Annotated in this window: 13 protein-coding genes and 4 pseudogenes; 12 read left to right on the top strand and 5 right to left on the bottom strand. The window is 63.1% G+C overall.

Annotated features, from left to right (window positions below):
• Nucleotides 1–10: 10 nt before the first annotated feature.
• The 3 genes and pseudogenes from GT370_RS02420 (at nt 11) to GT370_RS21155 (ending at nt 1,760) form a co-directional block, all read left to right on the top strand.
• On the top strand, nt 11–643 hold the full coding sequence (locus GT370_RS02420; RefSeq protein ID WP_333490008.1) for a DsbA family oxidoreductase: 633 nt from the start codon (nt 11–13) through the stop codon (nt 641–643).
• A gap of 126 nt (nt 644–769) precedes the next feature.
• Nucleotides 770–1,353 (top strand): annotated as a pseudogene (locus GT370_RS02425) (lipid A-modifier LpxR family protein); the annotation flags it as partial.
• Nucleotides 1,314–1,760, top strand: coding sequence for a lipid A-modifier LpxR family protein (locus GT370_RS21155; protein WP_442865525.1), 447 nt, complete (start codon nt 1,314–1,316; stop codon nt 1,758–1,760). The pseudogene GT370_RS02425 and the gene GT370_RS21155, both read left to right, overlap by 40 nt.
• 119 nt (nt 1,761–1,879) lie before the next feature.
• On the opposite strand, the gene mntR is transcribed toward GT370_RS21155, so the two are convergent.
• Nucleotides 1,880–2,317, bottom strand: a complete 438-nt coding sequence (mntR, locus tag GT370_RS02435) for a manganese-binding transcriptional regulator MntR (protein WP_008493408.1) — start codon at nt 2,315–2,317, stop codon at nt 1,880–1,882.
• A gap of 206 nt (nt 2,318–2,523) precedes the next feature.
• On the opposite strand from mntR, the gene hfq reads away from it, so the two are divergent.
• The 3 genes and pseudogenes from hfq (at nt 2,524) to GT370_RS02450 (ending at nt 4,976) form a co-directional block, all read left to right on the top strand.
• Nucleotides 2,524–2,865: an RNA chaperone Hfq gene (hfq, locus tag GT370_RS02440; protein WP_008493407.1), complete on the top strand. Its 342-nt coding sequence runs from the start codon at nt 2,524–2,526 to the stop codon at nt 2,863–2,865.
• A gap of 16 nt (nt 2,866–2,881) precedes the next feature.
• A pseudogene (gene hflX / locus GT370_RS02445) lies at nt 2,882–4,161 on the top strand (GTPase HflX).
• Nucleotides 4,158–4,976, top strand: coding sequence for an inositol monophosphatase family protein (locus GT370_RS02450; RefSeq protein ID WP_008493404.1), 819 nt, complete (start codon nt 4,158–4,160; stop codon nt 4,974–4,976). The pseudogene hflX and the gene GT370_RS02450 overlap by 4 nt, the downstream one beginning before the upstream one ends.
• A gap of 112 nt (nt 4,977–5,088) precedes the next feature.
• Here GT370_RS02450 and GT370_RS02455 read toward each other — a convergent pair whose 3' ends face one another.
• Both GT370_RS02455 and GT370_RS02460 read right to left on the bottom strand, forming a co-directional pair.
• Nucleotides 5,089–5,760 (bottom strand): DUF1345 domain-containing protein, encoded by a 672-nt coding sequence (locus GT370_RS02455; protein ID WP_008493403.1) that lies wholly within the window; start codon nt 5,758–5,760, stop codon nt 5,089–5,091.
• Between the two features lie 15 nt (nt 5,761–5,775).
• Nucleotides 5,776–6,102 carry a cupin gene (locus GT370_RS02460; protein WP_008493402.1) on the bottom strand — a complete coding sequence of 109 codons (327 nt, stop codon included), beginning with the start codon at nt 6,100–6,102 and terminating at the stop codon, nt 5,776–5,778.
• A gap of 203 nt (nt 6,103–6,305) precedes the next feature.
• Here GT370_RS02460 and fusA point away from each other — a divergent pair, with 203 nt between their 5' ends.
• The 5 genes and pseudogenes from fusA to GT370_RS02485 all read left to right on the top strand — a co-directional run bounded on the left by fusA (nt 6,306) and on the right by GT370_RS02485 (nt 12,362).
• Nucleotides 6,306–8,387 (top strand): elongation factor G, encoded by a 2,082-nt coding sequence (gene fusA / locus GT370_RS02465; protein ID WP_008493401.1) that lies wholly within the window; start codon nt 6,306–6,308, stop codon nt 8,385–8,387.
• Between the two features lie 171 nt (nt 8,388–8,558).
• Nucleotides 8,559–9,605 carry a hypothetical protein gene (locus GT370_RS02470; protein ID WP_270183839.1) on the top strand — a complete coding sequence of 349 codons (1,047 nt, stop codon included), beginning with the start codon at nt 8,559–8,561 and terminating at the stop codon, nt 9,603–9,605.
• Nucleotides 9,590–9,835, top strand: a complete 246-nt coding sequence (locus GT370_RS02475; RefSeq protein WP_270183840.1) for a hypothetical protein — start codon at nt 9,590–9,592, stop codon at nt 9,833–9,835. The genes GT370_RS02470 and GT370_RS02475 overlap by 16 nt, the downstream gene beginning before the upstream one ends.
• 235 nt (nt 9,836–10,070) lie before the next feature.
• On the top strand, nt 10,071–11,405 hold the full coding sequence (locus tag GT370_RS02480) for a DUF2142 domain-containing protein (protein ID WP_442865526.1): 1,335 nt from the start codon (nt 10,071–10,073) through the stop codon (nt 11,403–11,405).
• A pseudogene (locus GT370_RS02485) lies at nt 11,395–12,362 on the top strand (glycosyltransferase family 2 protein). The gene GT370_RS02480 and the pseudogene GT370_RS02485 overlap by 11 nt, the downstream one beginning before the upstream one ends.
• Nucleotides 12,363–12,504: 142 nt before the next feature.
• Here GT370_RS02485 and alaS read toward each other — a convergent pair.
• Both alaS and recA read right to left on the bottom strand, forming a co-directional pair.
• Nucleotides 12,505–15,129: an alanine--tRNA ligase gene (gene alaS / locus GT370_RS02490; protein WP_270183841.1), complete on the bottom strand. Its 2,625-nt coding sequence runs from the start codon at nt 15,127–15,129 to the stop codon at nt 12,505–12,507.
• Nucleotides 15,130–15,335: 206 nt separating this feature from the next.
• Nucleotides 15,336–16,384: pseudogene (gene recA, locus GT370_RS02495) on the bottom strand (recombinase RecA).
• 427 nt (nt 16,385–16,811) lie between these two features.
• Here recA and GT370_RS02500 point away from each other — a divergent pair.
• Nucleotides 16,812–17,168, top strand: coding sequence for a GFA family protein (locus GT370_RS02500; RefSeq protein ID WP_270184343.1), 357 nt, complete (start codon nt 16,812–16,814; stop codon nt 17,166–17,168).
• Nucleotides 17,169–17,182: the final 14 nt, after the last annotated feature.

The raw sequence follows: 17,182 nt of genomic DNA on the forward strand, positions 1-17,182 counted from the left end.
GAGACGAGAAATGAATAGTCTGACGCCATTGCCCGCACGGCTGGTGATCGAAATCGTCTTCGATTTCGTCTGTCCCTGGTGTTATCTCGGCGTGAAGCGTCTGACCTATCTGCTGGCCCGCCGGCCGGAACTCGATGTCACCCTCAACTGGCGGCCCTTCCTGCTCAACCCCGACATGCCGCGCGGCGGCATGTCCCGCGCCGATTACATGATCCGCAAATTCGGCGCGGAGGACCGGGCGCGCCGGCTCTATGCCTCGATCGCCGAGCTGGGCGCGGCGGAGGGGATTGCGTTCAATTTCCCCGCCATCCGCCGCACCCCCAACAGCGTGGATGCGCATCGGCTGGTGCGCGAGGCGGCGCGGGTTGGGGCCGCGGATGCGCTGGTGGCCGGTATTTTCGCGGCGCATTTCGTCGAGGGGCTGGATATCGGCCAGCATGAGGTGCTGAGCGCGCTGGCGGTGCAGTCCGGCATGGGGGCGCGCCAGGTGCGGCTGTTCCTGGAATCCGGCGAGGGCACCGAATATGTGCATGCGGAAAATCTGCACGCGCACCGGCTCGGCATCAACGGCGTGCCCTGCTTCATGCTGGATGGCGAACACGCCATCGCCGGGCGCAGGAGAGCGAGGTGCTGGAACGGCTGATCGACCTCGCCCTGTGCACCGCCCGGGAGCGTTGAAAGGGTTTCCTTTTTTCACGGCTGCGCTACAGCTTGTAACAGGCTGTACCTGCCGCCTCAGAAAAAGGGTCGACGAAACGTGAAAAGATCTGTGATTGCGTCTTCTGCCATCGCGTTGGGCGCGGCGGCGTGGTTGAGTTACGCGCCCCAGGCGCGCGCGGATGTTCCGCCGGCTGATCCGCACAGCATCGTCACCATCCAGCTCGAAAACGACGCCGCCTCCATCCCCGGCACGGATGAGCTTTACACCTCCGGCGAGCGTCTGGGCTATGTCGGCCCCACCGGCGCGGTGCCGGGCTTTCTCTCCAATCTTGGCCAGGGCGTGTTCGGCCAGGGCAGCCAGCGCCTGGAGATAGATCTGCAGCAGGTCATCTTCACCCCGACCAACACCCAGCTCTACAACCCCAACCCGCATGACCGCCCTTATGCCGGGCAGCTTTCGGCGAAGCTGACGCTGATCCAGGACACCACGACCACCCGCTCGATGCTGGGGCGGCGATCGGCATCGTCGGCCCGGCCTCGCTGGCGCAGACCGTGCAGAACGGCTTCCACAGCATCATCGGCGATACCACCAATAAAGGCTGGCATTACCAGCTGCATGACGAGCCGACGCTGGATTTTTCCGCCGGGCGGATCTGGCGGATGGATCTGGCGAATTATGGTGGCATCGGCGTGCAGGTGCTGCCCCAGCTTACCGCGCAGGTCGGCAATACCGAGATCTATGCCCAGACCGGCGGCATCGTGCGTTTCGGCCAGGGGCTGGATTCGGATTTCGGCCCGGCGCTGATCGGCCCGCAGCTTTCCGGCACCGATGCCTATACCCCACGCGCCCCTTCGTCTGGTACGTATTCGGCGGCGCGCTGGGGCGCTTCGTGGCGCATGACATGCTGGTCCAGGGCAATGATTTCCGCTCCAGCCGCGGGGTGGGGCTGACCCATCTGCAGGGTGATCTCGAAGTGGGGCTGGCGGTGATCTATCGCGGCGTGCGGCTTTCGGCGGTGGAGACCTTCGAGACGCCGGAATTCCACGGCTCGGCGCCGGCCTTCCAGTACGGGTCGATCGCGATTTCGACCAGGTTCTAAACGTTTTTGGGGGCGGCCCTTTTTTTAAAAAGGGCCGCAAAACGTTGGGGCGTTGACGACGCCGTTGCCAAAACCCGGGCGTTTTCGCCGCTTTTTGAAAAAAGCGGCACCAAAAACTTTTATTTACTTAGAAATTTTCGGAACGCCGCCAGCGTCGCCGGGGAGATATGGTGCTCGATCCCCTCGGCATCCTCCTCCGCCGCCTCGCGCGGCACCCCCAGCGCCAGCAGCAGCGCCACCACCAGCTGATGCCGCTCCCGGCTGCGCGCCGCCAGATTTTGGCCCTCCGGCGTCAACAACACGCCGCGATAGGGCAGGGAGGTCGCCAGCCCCTCGCGTTTCAGCCGGCCGATGGTCTTGATCACGCTCGCATGCGAAATGCCCAGCCGCCTGGCGATGTCCGTCGGCCGCGCCGGGGCGCCGCCGCTCTGCAGATCATCGATCAGCTCGGCATAATCCTCCAGCGTCGCGCTCAACTGCGCGGCCCTGGTTTTGCCGAAGCGTCTGGCCTGGGTCGGCTCGGCGGGAAGGTTCGGGGTTTTGCCGTCAGCTTCCATTTTATGGCGGTGCTCCAGTCTGACGCATGCTTTGCGGGAAAACCCCCATGCTGGCAAGTTGGGGCTCGGGGCGGTTGCCGCGTTGCACAAATCCGCTATATTCAGACACCATGCGGACGCGCCACGCCTTCGCAGGTTTAAACTTTTTGTTGTGGATTCAATCACTCGTCCGATAAAGTGGGCGACAAAAATAAAGGGATGCCATCGTGGCGAACGAAAAATCTCAGAATGTGCAGGACGTGTTCCTGAACCATGTCCGCAAGAGCAAGACGCCGGTCACGGTGTTCCTGGTCAATGGCGTGAAGCTGCAGGGCGTGATCACCTGGTTCGATAATTTCTCGGTGCTGCTGCGCCGTGATGGCCATACCCAGCTGGTCTATAAGCACGCGATCAGCACGGTGATGCCGGGCGCGCCGATCATGCTGTTCGATGCCGGCCGCGCCGAAGGTGGCGCTGCGGCCCCTGGCGAGGCTGGCTCCGCCAGCGCCAGTACGTTGCGCCTGAGCCGCAACCCCGAGCCGCAATACGACCCCGAGTCCGAAGGCTGATCCTCCGGATATCGTGATGCAAGAGACCGCGCCCCCGCCAAGCCGGGCGGCGATTTTGCTGCCCTGGGACCGGCAGGCGGCCTTCGCCGCCGGTCAGATCCGCTCCGCCGAGGCCCGCCTCGCGGAAGCGGTGGGCTTGCCGCCTCCATCGGGCTGGTGATCGTGCATGAGCAGATCTTCCAGCTCCGCTCCCTCACCCCGGCCACCTTGCTCGGCAAGGGCCAGGTGGAGCTGGCCGCCACCGCCCTGCGCGGGGCGCAGGTGGATGTGGCGGTGGTGGATGCCGCCCTTACCCCCGTGCAGCAGCGCAATCTGGAAAAAGCCTTCGGCACCAAGGTCATCGACCGGACCGGGCTGATCCTGGATATTTTCGGTGCCCGTGCGCGCACCCGTGAAGGGTCGCTGCAGGTGGAGCTGGCGCATCTGGAGTATCAGCGCTCCCGCCTGGTGCGCTCCTGGACCCATCTGGAGCGCCAGCGCGGCGGCTTCGGCTTCCTCGGCGGCCCCGGTGAAACCCAGATCGAGGCGGATCGACGCCTGATCGGTGATCGCATCGTCAAGCTGAAGGCGGAGCTGGAGGAGGTGCGCCGCACCCGCGGCCTGCATCGCGGCGCGCGCAAGAAGGTGCCGTATCCGGTGGTGGCGCTGGTGGGCTACACCAATGCCGGCAAATCCACCTTGTTCAACGCGCTCACCGGCGCCACCGTGATGGCCGAGGACCAGCTTTTCGCGACGCTGGACCCGACCATGCGCGGGCTGGTGCTGCCTTCCGGGCGCAACATCATCCTCTCGGACACTGTGGGCTTCATCTCCGAGCTGCCGACCGAGCTGGTCGCCGCCTTCCGCGCCACGCTGGAAGAGGTGGCGGAGGCGGATCTGCTGCTGCATGTGCGCGACATTTCCCACCCCGACACCGAGGCCCAGGCCCGCGACGTGCGCGCCGTGCTCACCCGCATGGCCAAGGAAGGCACGCTGGACGAGGGCTGGCCTTCCCATACGCTGGAGGTGCTGAACAAGGCCGACGCGCTGGGCGGCATTGCCAATGTCGTGCAGGGCGAGGGCATCGCCGTCTCGGCCTTGACCGGCGAGGGGCTGGACCGGCTGCTGCAGACCATCGATGCCAGGCTCGCCGCCGCCGAACAGCTGGTCGAGCTGCAGGTGCCGGTTGAAGATGGCGCGCGTCTGGCCTGGCTCTATCGCCATGGCGAGGTGGTGGCGCGTGAGGATGACGAGCACCATGTGACATTGCAGGTGCGGCTCTCCGCCGTCGATAAAGCGAGGTTCGAAGCATTATGAAGCCAGCCGAGGTTCAATCCGTCATCGATCTGCTCCGGCATGTGGCGCGAACGGAAATCCTCCCCCGCTTCAAGAAGCTCTCCTCTGAGGATGTCCGCACCAAGACCGGCCCGCTGGACCCGGTGACGGTCGCCGACGAAGCGGCGGAGCGGGCGCTGAAGGCCGGGCTGAATAAACTATTCCCTGGCGATGACGTGATCGGCGAGGAGGCGGTCTCCTCCGGTGCCGCCTCGCTGGAGCGGCTGGCCCAGCCGGGGCGGGTCTGGATTCTCGACCCGATCGACGGCACCGCGAATTTCGCCGCCGAACTGCCTTTATTCGGGGTGATGGCGGCGTTGGTGGAGGCGGATGAGATCCTCGCCGGCTTCATTTTCGACCCGTTCGGCGATGACTGCGCTGTGGCGGTGAAGGGCCAGGGGTCGTACCTGATCGCGGCCGACGGCACCCGCCGCCGGCTGCAGGTGGCCGCCCCGGTGCCGGTGGACCAGATGGTCGGCTCGATGTCCTGGCGGTTCATGCCCGAGCCCTTGCGCAGCCACGTGCTGCACCGGCTGGACCGGCTGGCGGCGGTGACGGATTATCGCTGCGCCGCGCATCAATATCGCATGCTCTCGGGCGGGCATTGCCATGTGCAGATGTTCCGCAAGCTGATGCCCTGGGACCATGCGGCCGGGGTGCTGCTGCACCGTGAGGCCGGCGGCCATGCGCGGCATTTCGACGGTTCACCCTACCGCCCGTCGCAAACCGATGGCGGCCTGCTGCTGACCCCGGACGAGGCAAGTTGGGATGAGCTGGCGAACGCGCTGCTTCGATAAATAAAGGGGCTGTCCCAGATATCTTTCAGGCTTATGCCTTCAACGCCTTGAAGGATCGACATAATGGCCAGATGAATGACGATCTGGGGCAGCCCCTAAATAAAACCACCCTTCAAAGCAGCGACGCCGCGATATTCACCGACAGCGCCAGAATCACCGTATTGAACAGAAACCCGATCAGCCCCTGCAAGGTCGCCAGCCGGCGCAGCTTCTTCGAGGTGATGTTGCAGTCCGAGACCTGAAACGTCATCCCCAGCACGAAGGAGAAATACACAAAATCCAGGTAATCCGGCCGCTCGTCCTTGGGGAATTCGATGCCGCCATCCACGGTCTCGCCGCCCAGATCGTAGGAATAATATTCATGCGCGTAGCGATAGGCGAAGGTGAGCTGCGTGACCGCCCATGAAAGTGTCAGCGTGACCACGACGAAGCCGAGATACGCGCCGGTGAAATGTGCCTTCTGGTTGGCGGCGTGGGAGAACAGGAAGAGGGAGACGAAGCTCATCACCGCGCCCAGCACGGTGAGGCTGAACACGGTCCATTCGCCTTCCTGATGGGCTTTCGCGTCCTCGCTGATGTCGCGCTCTTGCGTGAGGGTGAAGACCAGCAGGGTGGTGACGAGATAGAGCAGGCTGCCGATATCCCAGGCCGCCACCGCACGGATCGCCGGGTTGGTCACCGCGAACATCAGCACCCAGCTCAGCAGGCCGATGGCGTAGCAGGCGGTGAAATAGGGCCGGGCGCGCAGGATCTGGTAGAGGCGGAAGGATTTCATGAACAGCATAAGGGCGCGCCGGCCCTAGTTTTCCAGGGCGGCCAAGGCCGGGGAGAGTTTCTTTATCTCGATCTCCACGAAGGCCATCGGGCCCGGCCCGCCATTGCGCACATCGTGCTGCACCCCGGCATCCCGGACATACGCGTCGCCCGCCTTGCGCGGGATGCTGTGAACCGTGGCGCCGTCATGCACCTCCATCAGCGCGTCGGTCAGCATCACCACGTAATAGGGCCAGCCATGGCTGTGCCAGCCCGTCACCGCCCCCGGCTCGAAAGCCCAGCGTGTGATCCGCAGCTGCGCATCGTCCTGTTGCACGGTTGAGGTGGCGGGAAGGGTGCAGGCGAAGGCCATGGGAACCTCTCGGATTATCGGTCCGCAAGCTGTAACACGCTCCAAGCGATTGAAAAGGCGTGGATGCGGCGAAAAGCGTCATAATCCCCCTGCAATCGGGGTTGCCAAATGCCCCGCTCTGGCTCAAAAGCCGGGCGAACAGCGCGGCCTGATCCAGGCGGCGCCGTACTTGTTTGACATTTTATCCGCCCGTGGAGGCATCGATGGCTGAGACAGACCTGAGTAAGATCCGGAATATCGGGATCACCGCGCATATCGACGCGGGCAAGACCACCACCACGGAGCGCATCCTTTACTACACCGGCGTGTCGCACAAGATCGGTGAAGTCCATGACGGCAACACCACCACCGATTATATGGCCCAGGAGCGTGAGCGCGGCATCACCATCACCTCCGCCGCGGTGACCTGCGAGTGGAAAGAGCACGCCATCAACATCATCGACACGCCCGGCCACATCGATTTCAACATCGAGGTGAACCGCTCCCTGCGCGTGCTCGACGGCGCCATCTTCATCATCGAGGGCGTGGCCGGCGTGCAGCCGCAATCCGAGACCAACTGGCGTCTGGCTGACCGTTACAACGTGCCGCGCCTGATCTTCATCAACAAGCTGGACCGGACCGGCGCCGATTTCTATCGCGCCTTCGACACGCTGAAGGAGAAGCTGGACATCGTGGCGCTGCCGCTGCAGCTGCCCATCGGCATCGAGGAAAACTTCCTCGGCGTGGTCGATCTGGTCGAGATGAAGGCGATCATCTGGGAAGGCGGCGAGCTGGGTGCCAAGTTCCATGATGAGGAAATCCCGGCCGACATGCTGGAGAAGGCCAAGGAGGCCCGCCAGGTCCTGCTCGACACCGCGCTGGCGGTGGACGATGCCGGCATGGAAGAATATTTCGAGAAGGGCGACGTTTCCGTCGAGACCCTGAAGCGCGCGATCAAGACCGGCACCATCACCGGCGCCTTCCGCCCGGTCATGTGCGGCACCGCCTTCAAGAACAAGGGCGTGCAGCCGCTGCTGGACGGCGTGCTGGATTACCTGCCGTCCCCCGTGGACGTTCCGGGCATCAAGGTTGCCCCGGAAGAGGGCCAGGAAGAGGATCCGAACGCGCGCCGCATCAAGGCCGACCCGAACGCCCCGTTCGCCGGCCTCGCCTTCAAGATCATCAACGACAAATACGGCTCGCTGACCTTCGTGCGCGTCTATGCCGGCACGCTGAAGAGCGGCGATTCGGTGCAGAACACCACCAAGGGCCACAAAGAGCGTATCGGCCGCATGTACAAGATGCACGCCGATAAGCGCCAGGAAATCACCGAGGTGTCCGCCGGCGACATCGCGGCCTTCGTGGGGCTGAAGGACACCGGCACCGGCGACACGCTGGCCGCGTCCGAGGACCCGGTGGTGCTGGAGCGCATGGCGTTCCCGGTCCCGGTGATCGACATCTCCGTCGAGCCGAAGACCAAGGAAGGCATCGAGAAGATGACCATCGGCCTGCAGAAGCTGGCCTCCGAGGATCCCTCGCTGCGCCTGAAGACCGACCAGGAAACCGGCCAGACCATCCTGTCGGGCATGGGCGAGCTGCATCTGGAGATCATCGTCGACCGTTTGAAGCGCGAATATGGCGTGGATGCGAATATCGGCGCGCCGCAGGTGGCCTTCCGCGAGACGATCACGAAGGAGCACACCGAGACCTACACCCACAAGAAGCAGTCCGGTGGGTCGGGCCAGTACGCCGAGGTCAAGATCGTGTTCGCCCCGCGTGAGCGTAACGAAGGCATCGAGTTCGAGAACAAGGTCGTCGGCGGTGCGATTCCGAAGGAATACATCCCGGCCGTGGAAAAGGGCATCAAGAACCAGGCCGATACCGGCGTTCTGGCCGGCTTCCCGACCGTGGATTTCTCCTTCTCGCTGGTGGACGGCAAGTACCATGACGTCGACTCGAGCGCCCTGGCGTTCGAAATCGCCGCCAAGGCCTGTTTCCGTGAAGGCATGAAGAAGGCCGGCCCGGTGATCCTGGAGCCGATCATGGACGTGGAAGTCACCACCCCGAACGACCATGTCGGCGACGTGGTGGGCGATCTCAACCGTCGCCGCGGCATGATCCAGAACCAGGAAGCCTCCGGCTCCACCGTGATCGTGCGCGCGCATGTGCCGCTGAAGGAAATGTTCGGCTACATCTCGAACCTGCGTTCGATGACCAAGGGCCGCGCCTCCTTCACCATGCAGTTCCATCACTATGATCCGGTGCCGCGCAACGTCGCCGACGAGATCATGGCCAAGAGCGCGTAAGCGCGGAAGTCTTTACAGAGAGCGCGTAAGCGCGGAGTTTTTGACCGAGAGCGCTTAAAGCCTCTCGCCCAGACCAGAAAACGGCGCCTTTGGGCGCCGTTTTTTTTGGGGCGACGCGGTTTGACAAGCCGACTCCCGACACGGCAGAGACAGGCCATGCAAGATGGCCGGATGGAGCAGACCAGCACGCAACCCCCATGGCGCCCCCGCGCCGGCTTCATCACCCTGATGCTGCTGGGCTTCGCGCTCGTGGTGCTGGTGCGGATGCCGCAGATCCTGGCGCAAGGCGGGCGCTTCTGGGCGGAAGAGGGCGTGGTTTATTTCGCCAATAGCTGGAACTGGCCTTGGTACCGGGCCTGGTTCGCCATCCATACCGGCTATATCAACTTCATCGCGGGTTTCGGCACCTGGCTGGGGCTGCAGCTGGGCGGGCTCGACCATGCGCCGCTGGTGACGGTACTGCTGGCGCTGCTGGTGCAGGCACTGGCCCCGTTCATCATCCTCACGCACGACTTTCCCTGGCGGCGCAGCCGGCTGGCTTGCGCTTCGGCGGTGCTGCTCTGCGCGGTGCCGCCCGGCACCGCCGAGGTCTGGCTGAATACCATCACCAGCCAGTTCCATCTCGGTCTGGCGGCGGCGCTGATCCTCGCCGCCCCGCCGAAAACCAAACGCCTGTTCGTGCTCGATGCGCTGCTGCTTGCCGTCGGCGTGCTCTCCGGTCCCGCCACCAGCTTCCTGCTGCCTTTGTTCCTGCTGCGCGGCGTGCTCACCCGCAGCCGGGTGATGCTGCTGTTCAGCCTGATCCTGCTGGCCGGGTTCGGCCTGCAGCTCGGCATTTATCTCACCCATCCGGTGCCGGCGCGCAGCGGGCAGGATTCGCTGGCGACGCTGCTGGCGGTGATCGCGCTGCACGGGCCGGTCATGGCCTTCACCGGCATGCATGGCGCCGCTGTCATCGGCCGCTGCTTCCTTGCCCTGCACCAGGCCCAGGCGCTGCTATGGCCACCGGTGCTGATCCTCGTCCTGTTCTACGCGCTGCTGGGCTGGCTGGTGGCGGGGGCGCGCTTTGGCCGCGCCACGCTGGCGCTGTTGCTGGCGGCGCAGATCGTCATCCTGTTCGTCTCGTTCGATAAAGCGCTCTCGCCGGACTTTACCGACAGCATGGGGCGGGCTGGGGCGGGCGCTACGCCTTCATCCCGCTGGTGCTCACCGGGCTGATCCTGACCGGCGCGGTCTGCGCCACCAGCTGGGCCCGCCGCGCCGTGGCGTTTTTCGCCTTGCTGCTGGTGCTGGTGGTCGGCGTGACCAATGACCGCACCGGCACCGCCAATTTCGCCAACGGCCCGGCCTGGGGCCCGCAGGCCAAGGCTTGGCAGGTCCGGCACTGGAACATGTTCAAAATCTGGCCCGGCACCACCGGCTGGATCGTCGCGCTCGGGCATCGGTGACCGCGCCGCGCGCAAGGTCTTCATCCAGTTTAAGATTTTAGATCGCAAATCGCAAAAAAATATGTCAGCGCCGGTGGTGCTTTTGATGGCGATTTTTTAAGGTGAGGAGCGATAGGGATTAAGGACGATGATGAGACGCATGAGCGTGAGTGCCGCCAGGCGCGATATCTGGCCGGTGCTTTTATTTCTGTTCTGTGCGTTTCCCGTTCTGGTCATGTCGGCGCTATTGACGCCGATGGGACAATCGCCGGATGAAACCTCTCATATTGCCCGTGCGGACAGCCTGCTACATGGGAACATATTGCTGATACATAAAACTGTTGAGGAGCCGGGAGCAGAGGCGCCAATCAAGGTTGTGGGCACTAAAATCAACGCCGGTCTGAGCGCTGTCGCTTGGGGGAACTATACCCAGATTTATGGTCATGCTGTCAGTGCCGCCAACAATCTGAGCGCGCTCCATCAGGTTCAATGGCAGCATCAGCGTGTTTTCATTAATATTCCCAATACGGCGGCCTATTTTCCACTCGCCTATATTCCTGGCGCCGTTGGGCTGGGCATTGGCAAGGCCATCGGGCTGTCGCCGTTCAATGCCGTTACGCTCGGCCGCCTCGCGACGGCGTTAGCTTATGTGTTGATCGGTGCGGCGGCCCTGGCGCTGGCTAATTTTGGGCGGCCAGTGCTGCTGGCGATTTTGCTCTTTCCCATAAGCTTGTTTCTGGGGGGTACGTTTGATCAGGACGGAATTCTGATCGCGCTCAGCTGCCTTGCCTGCGCGGGACTGACGCGGGAGACGGAATTTGGCCGGGCCGTGGCCTTCGCCTCTTTCGTCGTTGTGTTGCTGGCCAAGCCGCCTTATCTGCCGATGCTCGCCATCTTTGCGCTTCCTTTAGCCCGGCCGGGTTTCTGGCGTCGTGCCGGGACGGTGATTGTCGCGAGCCTGCCGGTGATTGTTTGGGCGGTGATTGTCATTCTGTTTGTAAGTGTTCCGGTTATCAAGCCATCTTACCATCCGGGCATTTTATTCACAGGTCCCGCTGGCACGATGTTTAGCCAGACTGACGCCACTGCTAATCTGCATATCATGCTGGCTGACAAGGCACGTTTCATCACGTTGCCGCTGCATACCCTGCATATTTTTGGCTTCGGCTTGTTACAGGAGGTTATCGGTAAGCTGGGATACAAAAATCTATGCTTTCCGGACTGGTTCTATGAGTGTTGGTGGAGCGCTGGCGTTTTGGCCCTGGTCAGCCTCCTGTTCACCCGTCGTTCGATCATGAGCCCAATTCCGATGGCGTTGCTGAATAATATTGCGGTTCTGGGCTTGTTCGTCATTACGGCTTGGTTGGTAATCCTATCTTTCTATTTCAGCTGGACTCAAGTCGGACAGGACTTCATTGAGGGTTTGCAAGGCCGCTACGTGCTGTTGTTATTGCCGTTCCTGCCGCTGGCCATTCCAGCCTTGGGGGCCTGGCTGCCCGAAGCCGTGCCGATGTTCCCCATTTTCCTGCTCGGGCTTCTCGACATTGGTTATGTCCCCCTGAAACTGGCGCAATTTTATTATGTCCACTGAAATTTTGTCTGTCATACAGCCGAAAATCGCGGTCCTCGTGCCATGCTATAACGAGGAAGCTGCGATCGCCGATGTCGTCACCGGTTTCGCCGCCGCGCTGCCTTCCGCGCGGATCTATGTCTATGACAACAACTCCAGCGACCGCACGCGCGAGGTCGCCGCGGCGGCGGGGCAACTGTGCGCAGCGAGCCCTTGCAGGGCAAGGGCCATGTCGTGCGCCGCATGTTCGCGGATATAGATGCCGACGCCTATGTTCTCGTCGATGGCGATGCCACTTACGATCCCACCGCAGCACCTGACATGGTGCGCCGGCTGCTGGATGAGCAACTGGACATGGTCAATGGCCAGCGCATTGAGGTGGCCGGCGAGGGGCCGATCGGCGCATATCGCCGCGGCCATCGCACCGGAAACCTCGTCCTCACTGGTCTGGTCCGCTTCGTCTTTGGCGACCGCATCCAGGACATGCTCTCCGGCTACCGCGTCTTCTCACGCCGATTCGTGAAAACCTTCCCGGCTCTGGCCTCGGGCTTTGAGACCGAGACGGAATTCACCATCCATGCGCTGGACATGCTGATGCCCCTGGCCGAGGTGCCGACGCACTATCGCGAGCGCCCGCCGGGCTCCGTCTCCAAGCTGCGCACCTATTCGGATGGGTTTCGTATCCTCAGCACCATTATCAAGTTGGTGAAGGAAGAGCGGCCGCTGCAATTCTTCTGCATCGCAGGGCTGGCATTGCTGGTGTTCGGGCTGCTGCTGGCGCTGCCGGTACTGGTGACTTATTTCCAGACAGGGTTCGTGCCGCGTTTGCCGACGGCGGTGCTTTCGCTGGGCGTTGTACTGCTGGCCATGCTCTCGTTCGCCTGCGGGTTGATCCTGGATTCCGTGGCCAGAGGAAGGCGCGAGGCTAAGCGTCTTGCCTATCTCACCATCCCGCGCTGGGAGCCACCACAGCGATAAAAATCAAAAATTTTTTGGTGCCGCTTTTTTGAAAAAAAGCGGCGAAAAAATTTGGGGCGTTGGCAACCAAGTCGCCAACGCCCCAAAACGTTTCGAAGCCCTTTTTGAAAAAAGGGCTTCACCCCAAAAACTTTTGCAAATCTTAAAGCGCCGACTTGATCGCCGCCAGCGCCGCGCCGGCCTGGCCGGCACTTGGCGCGCCCGCCTGGGCCACGGCCTTGTTGCCGCCGCCGCCCTGGCCGCCCGCCGCCGTCGCCGCCGCGCGCACCAGCTCCACCGCGCTCTGCGGCAGATCATCCGACACCGCGACCACGATGGCGGTCTTCTGCTCGGCGGTGGAGACCAGCGCCACCACGCCCGAGCCCAGCCCCTTCAGCAGGTCGGTGGCGATCGGCCGCAGCTCCTTGGCCGCGACATCGCCGACATTGCGCAGGATCGCCTTCACCCCGTTAATCTCTTCAGCTTCCGAGGCGGTGGCCAGCACCAGCTTCTTCTGCAGCTCCGCCACCTGGCGCTCCAGCCGCTTCTTGTCGTCCTGGAGCTGGGCGATGCGCCCCGGCAGCTCGGCGGGCGGCGCCTTGATCGAGGCCGCAGCCTCGGCCAGCAGCTTGGACTCCGCCTCGATCGCGGCAATCGCCGCTTCCCCGGCCAGCGCCTCGATGCGGCGAATGCCGGCCGAGACCGCGCCCTCGGAGACGATGCGGAACAGCCCGATATCGCCGGTGCGGCTGACATGGGTGCCGCCGCACAGCTCGATCGACCAGGCGGATTTGCCCTCAGCCGGCCCGCCCATGGACACGACGCGAACCTCGTCGCCATATTTCTCGCCGAACAAAGCCATCGCCCCCAGCTTTACCGCCTCATCGGGCGTCATCAGCCGGGTGGTGACTTCGGCATTCTCGCGGATATGCGCATTCACCTCGCGCTCCACCTGCACCAGCTCCTCGGCCGTGATCGGGCGGGGCTGGGAGATGTCGAAGCGCAGCCGGTCCGGCGCGTTCAGCGAGCCTTTCTGGGTCACGTGGGGCCCAAGCGCCCGGCGCATCGCCTCATGCAGCAGATGGGTGGCGGAATGGTGGGCGCGGATGGCGCCGCGGCGCTCATGGTCCACGCTGGCCACCACCGCCTGGCCGACACGGGCCGTGCCCGCCTCCACCACACCGATATGCACATAAAGCGCGCCCAGCTTCTTCTGGGTGTCGGTGATGCGGATGCGCAGATTATCCGGGCCGGTGATATAGCCGGTATCGCCCACCTGGCCGCCGCTCTCGGCGTAGAACGGGGTCTGGTTGAGCAGGATATAGGCGGTCTGCTCCGGTAGCGCCTCGTCGGTCGGCTGGCCGTCCACCACCAGAGCGGTGATGCTGCCCTCGGCGGTCTCGGTGGAATAGCCGAGGAATTCTGTGCCGCCGAGCGTCTCGTTCAGCTCGAACCAGATTGTCTCGGTGGCGGCGTCGCCGGAGCCGGCCCAGGCGGCGCGGGCGCGGGCCTTCTGCTCGGCCATGGCCTCGTTGAAGCCGTCCACATCCACGCTCTTGCCCTCTTCGCGCAAAGCGTCCTGGGTCAGATCCAGCGGGAAGCCGTAAGTGTCATAGAGCTTGAAGGCGACGGCGCCGGGCAGGGCGGCGCCTTGGGCCAGCCCCTCGCTCTCGCTCTTCAGCAGCGAGATGCCGCGGTCCAGCAGCGCGCGGAAACGGTTTTCCTCCAGCTGCAGCGTCTCGGTGATCAGCGCCTCGGCCTGGTTCAGCTCCGGGAAGGCCTGGCCCATCTGGCGGGTCAGCGCCGGCACCAGCCGGTACATCAACGGCTCCTTGGCGCCCATCATGTGCGCATGACGCATCGCGCGGCGCATGATCCGGCGCAGCACATAGCCGCGGCCTTCATTGGAGGGCAGCACGCCATCGGCGATCAGGAAGGAGGAGGAGCGCAGATGATCCGCCACCACGCGATGGCTGATGCGGAAGGCGCCGTCCGGGTCCTGGCCGGTTTCCTCGGCGGAGGCGAGGATCAGCGCGCGCAGCGTGTCCGTGTCGTAATTATCGTGCTTGCCCTGCAGGATGGCGGCGAAGCGCTCAAGGCCCATGCCGGTATCGATGGAGGGGCGGGGCAGGGGCGTGCGCGTACCCGGCGGGCCTTCCTCATATTGCATGAAGACGAGGTTCCAGATCTCGATGAACCGGTCGCCATCCTCATCCGGGGAGCCGGGCGGGCCGCCTTGGATCGAGGGGCCGTGATCATAGAAGATCTCGGAGCAGGGGCCGCAGGGGCCGGTATCGCCCATGCGCCAGAAATTATCATCGGTGGGGATGCGGATGATGCGCTGATCCGGCAGCCCGGCGATCTTCGCCCACAGTCCGGCGGCCTCGTCATCGTCGTGATAGACGGTGACCAGCAGCTTGTCCTTGTTGAGCCCGAAATCCTTGGTCAGCAGCGTCCAGGCATGGAAGATCGCCTGTTCCTTGAAATAATCGCCGAAGGAGAAATTCCCCAGCATTTCAAAGAAGGTGTGGTGGCGGGCGGTGTAGCCCACATTGTCCAGATCATTATGCTTGCCGCCGGCGCGCACGCATTTCTGCGAGGAGGTGGCGCGGTTATAAGGGCGCTTTTCCTGGCCGGTGAAGACATTCTTGAACGGTACCATGCCCGCATTGGTGAAGAGCAGGGTGGGGTCGTTACGCGGCACCAGAGGGGCCGAGGGCACGATCTGGTGGCCATTGCGGCCGAAATAATTCAGGAAGGTGGCGCGGATATCGTTGCTGGTGACCATGTGGGCTGGATTACAAGGCGGACGGGTTTTCGCCAAGCCCGCCCGCCTTCGGCGCGCGGGCCAAAAGGAGCAAAAGTTTTTTGGTGCCGCTTTTTTTCAAAAAAGCGGCGAAAAGACGAAGGCCGGATCGCCCTTAAGGGGCGTCCGGCCTTCGTCAGAAAGGGGACTTTTTGAAAAAAGTCCCCTTAAACCCCCAAAAACTTTTGTCAGTCTTCCCCGGCTTCTTCCCCGCCATCGGCGGCCATCAAAGCCTCGCCCAGCGTCGAAGACTGATCGCGGATCTTCTTCTCGATGCTCTCCGCCACTTTCGGGTTATCGCGCAGGAACTGCTTGGCATTCTCCCGCCCCTGGCCGATGCGCTGGCTGTCATACGAGAACCAGGCGCCGGATTTCTCCACCACCCGGCCTTCACGCCGAGATCCACCAGCTCGCCGGATTTGGAAATCCCCTCGCCGAACATGATGTCGAACTCCACCTGCCGGAAGGGCGGGGCCAGCTTGTTCTTCACCACCTTCACCCGGACATGGTTGCCCGTCACCTCGTCGCGCTCCTTGATCGAGCCGGTGCGGCGAATTTCCATGCGGATGGAGGAGTAGAATTTCAGCGCATTGCCACCCGTGGTCGTCTCCGGATTGCCGAACATCACGCCGATTTTCAGGCGGATCTGGTTCAGGAAGATCAAGGTGGTGTTGGAGCGCGCCACCGAGCCGGTGATCTTGCGCAGCGCCTGGCTCATCAGGCGGGCATGCAGGCCGACATGGCTGTCGCCCATCTCGCCTTCCAGCTCCGCCCGCGGCACCAGCGCGGCGACGGAGTCGATCACCAGCACATCGATCGAGCCGGAGCGCACCAGCGTATCGGCGATTTCCAGCCCCTGCTCGCCGGTATCGGGCTGCGAGATCAGCAGATTATCCACATCCACGCCGAGCTTGCGGGCATAGATCGGGTCCAGCGCGTGCTCGGCATCCACGAAGGCGCAGACACCGCCGCGCTTCTGCGCCTCGGCCACGGCATGCAGCGCCAGGGTGGTCTTGCCGGAGCTTTCCGGGCCATAGATCTCGATCACGCGGCCGCGCGGCAGGCCGCCAATGCCCAGCGCCAGGTCCAGCCCGAGCGAGCCCGAGGAGATCACCTCGATCGCCTCATTGCCGCCCTTGGCGCCCATGCGCATGATCGAGCCTTTGCCGAAGGCGCGCTCAATCTGCGCCATCGCGGCGTCGAGCGCCTTGTTCTTTTCGAGATCGGGTTTTGCCATCGTCGTCACTGTCGCCATGAAAGGTGCCTCCGGAGCGTCCAACATCGACTCGATTTCTGTCAAACGAGCTTTTTTGCTTGCGGTGGATGCAACCATAGCGTGTTTTCCTGACCTTGCCAGAGGGAATCGTTGAATCGCATCCTGACATGGCGAGAACAAATTAGCAACATGGTCGTTAATAAATTGTTCGCCGTTTGTTCGTGATTTATGGAGGAAATATTGTGATTCCGTAATGTGTATAGAACATTTACTGAACTTCGCTTCAGGCCGGGCTTTGATCCATTCCGGGACAGGGTTTGACGGCCCAGCGCGGCGCGCCATGCTGAGCCATCCAAAAGCAACAAGGCGAGGAAAAATGAGCCAGATCTATCAAGGTGCGTGTTTTTGCGGGGCGGTGGAGCTGACCGTGAGCGGTGATCCGGAGGCGATGGGCTATTGCCATTGCCGCTCCTGCCGCTCCTGGTCTGGCGGGCCGGTGAATGCGTTCACGCTCTGGAAGCCCGAGGCGGTGAAAGTCACCAAGGGCGGGAGCGAGGTGGCCACCTACGCCAAAACCGAGGCCAGCCATCGGCAATATTGCCGCAAATGCGGTGGCCATCTGATGACGGCGCATCCGGGATTCGGGCTGGTGGATGTGTTCGCGGCGACGTTGCCGGCGCTGGATTTCAAGCCCGGCGTGCATGTGAACTACGCCGAGACGGTGCTGCCGATGAAAGACGGCCTGCCCAAGCTGAAAGACTTCCCCGCCGAGCTGGGCGGCAGCGGCGAAATGGCACCGGAATAAAAGAGCAAAAGTTT

The organism is Acidocella sp. MX-AZ03 (assembly GCF_027626035.1).
In the GTDB taxonomy this organism is placed as follows: domain Bacteria; phylum Pseudomonadota; class Alphaproteobacteria; order Acetobacterales; family Acetobacteraceae; genus Acidocella; species Acidocella facilis.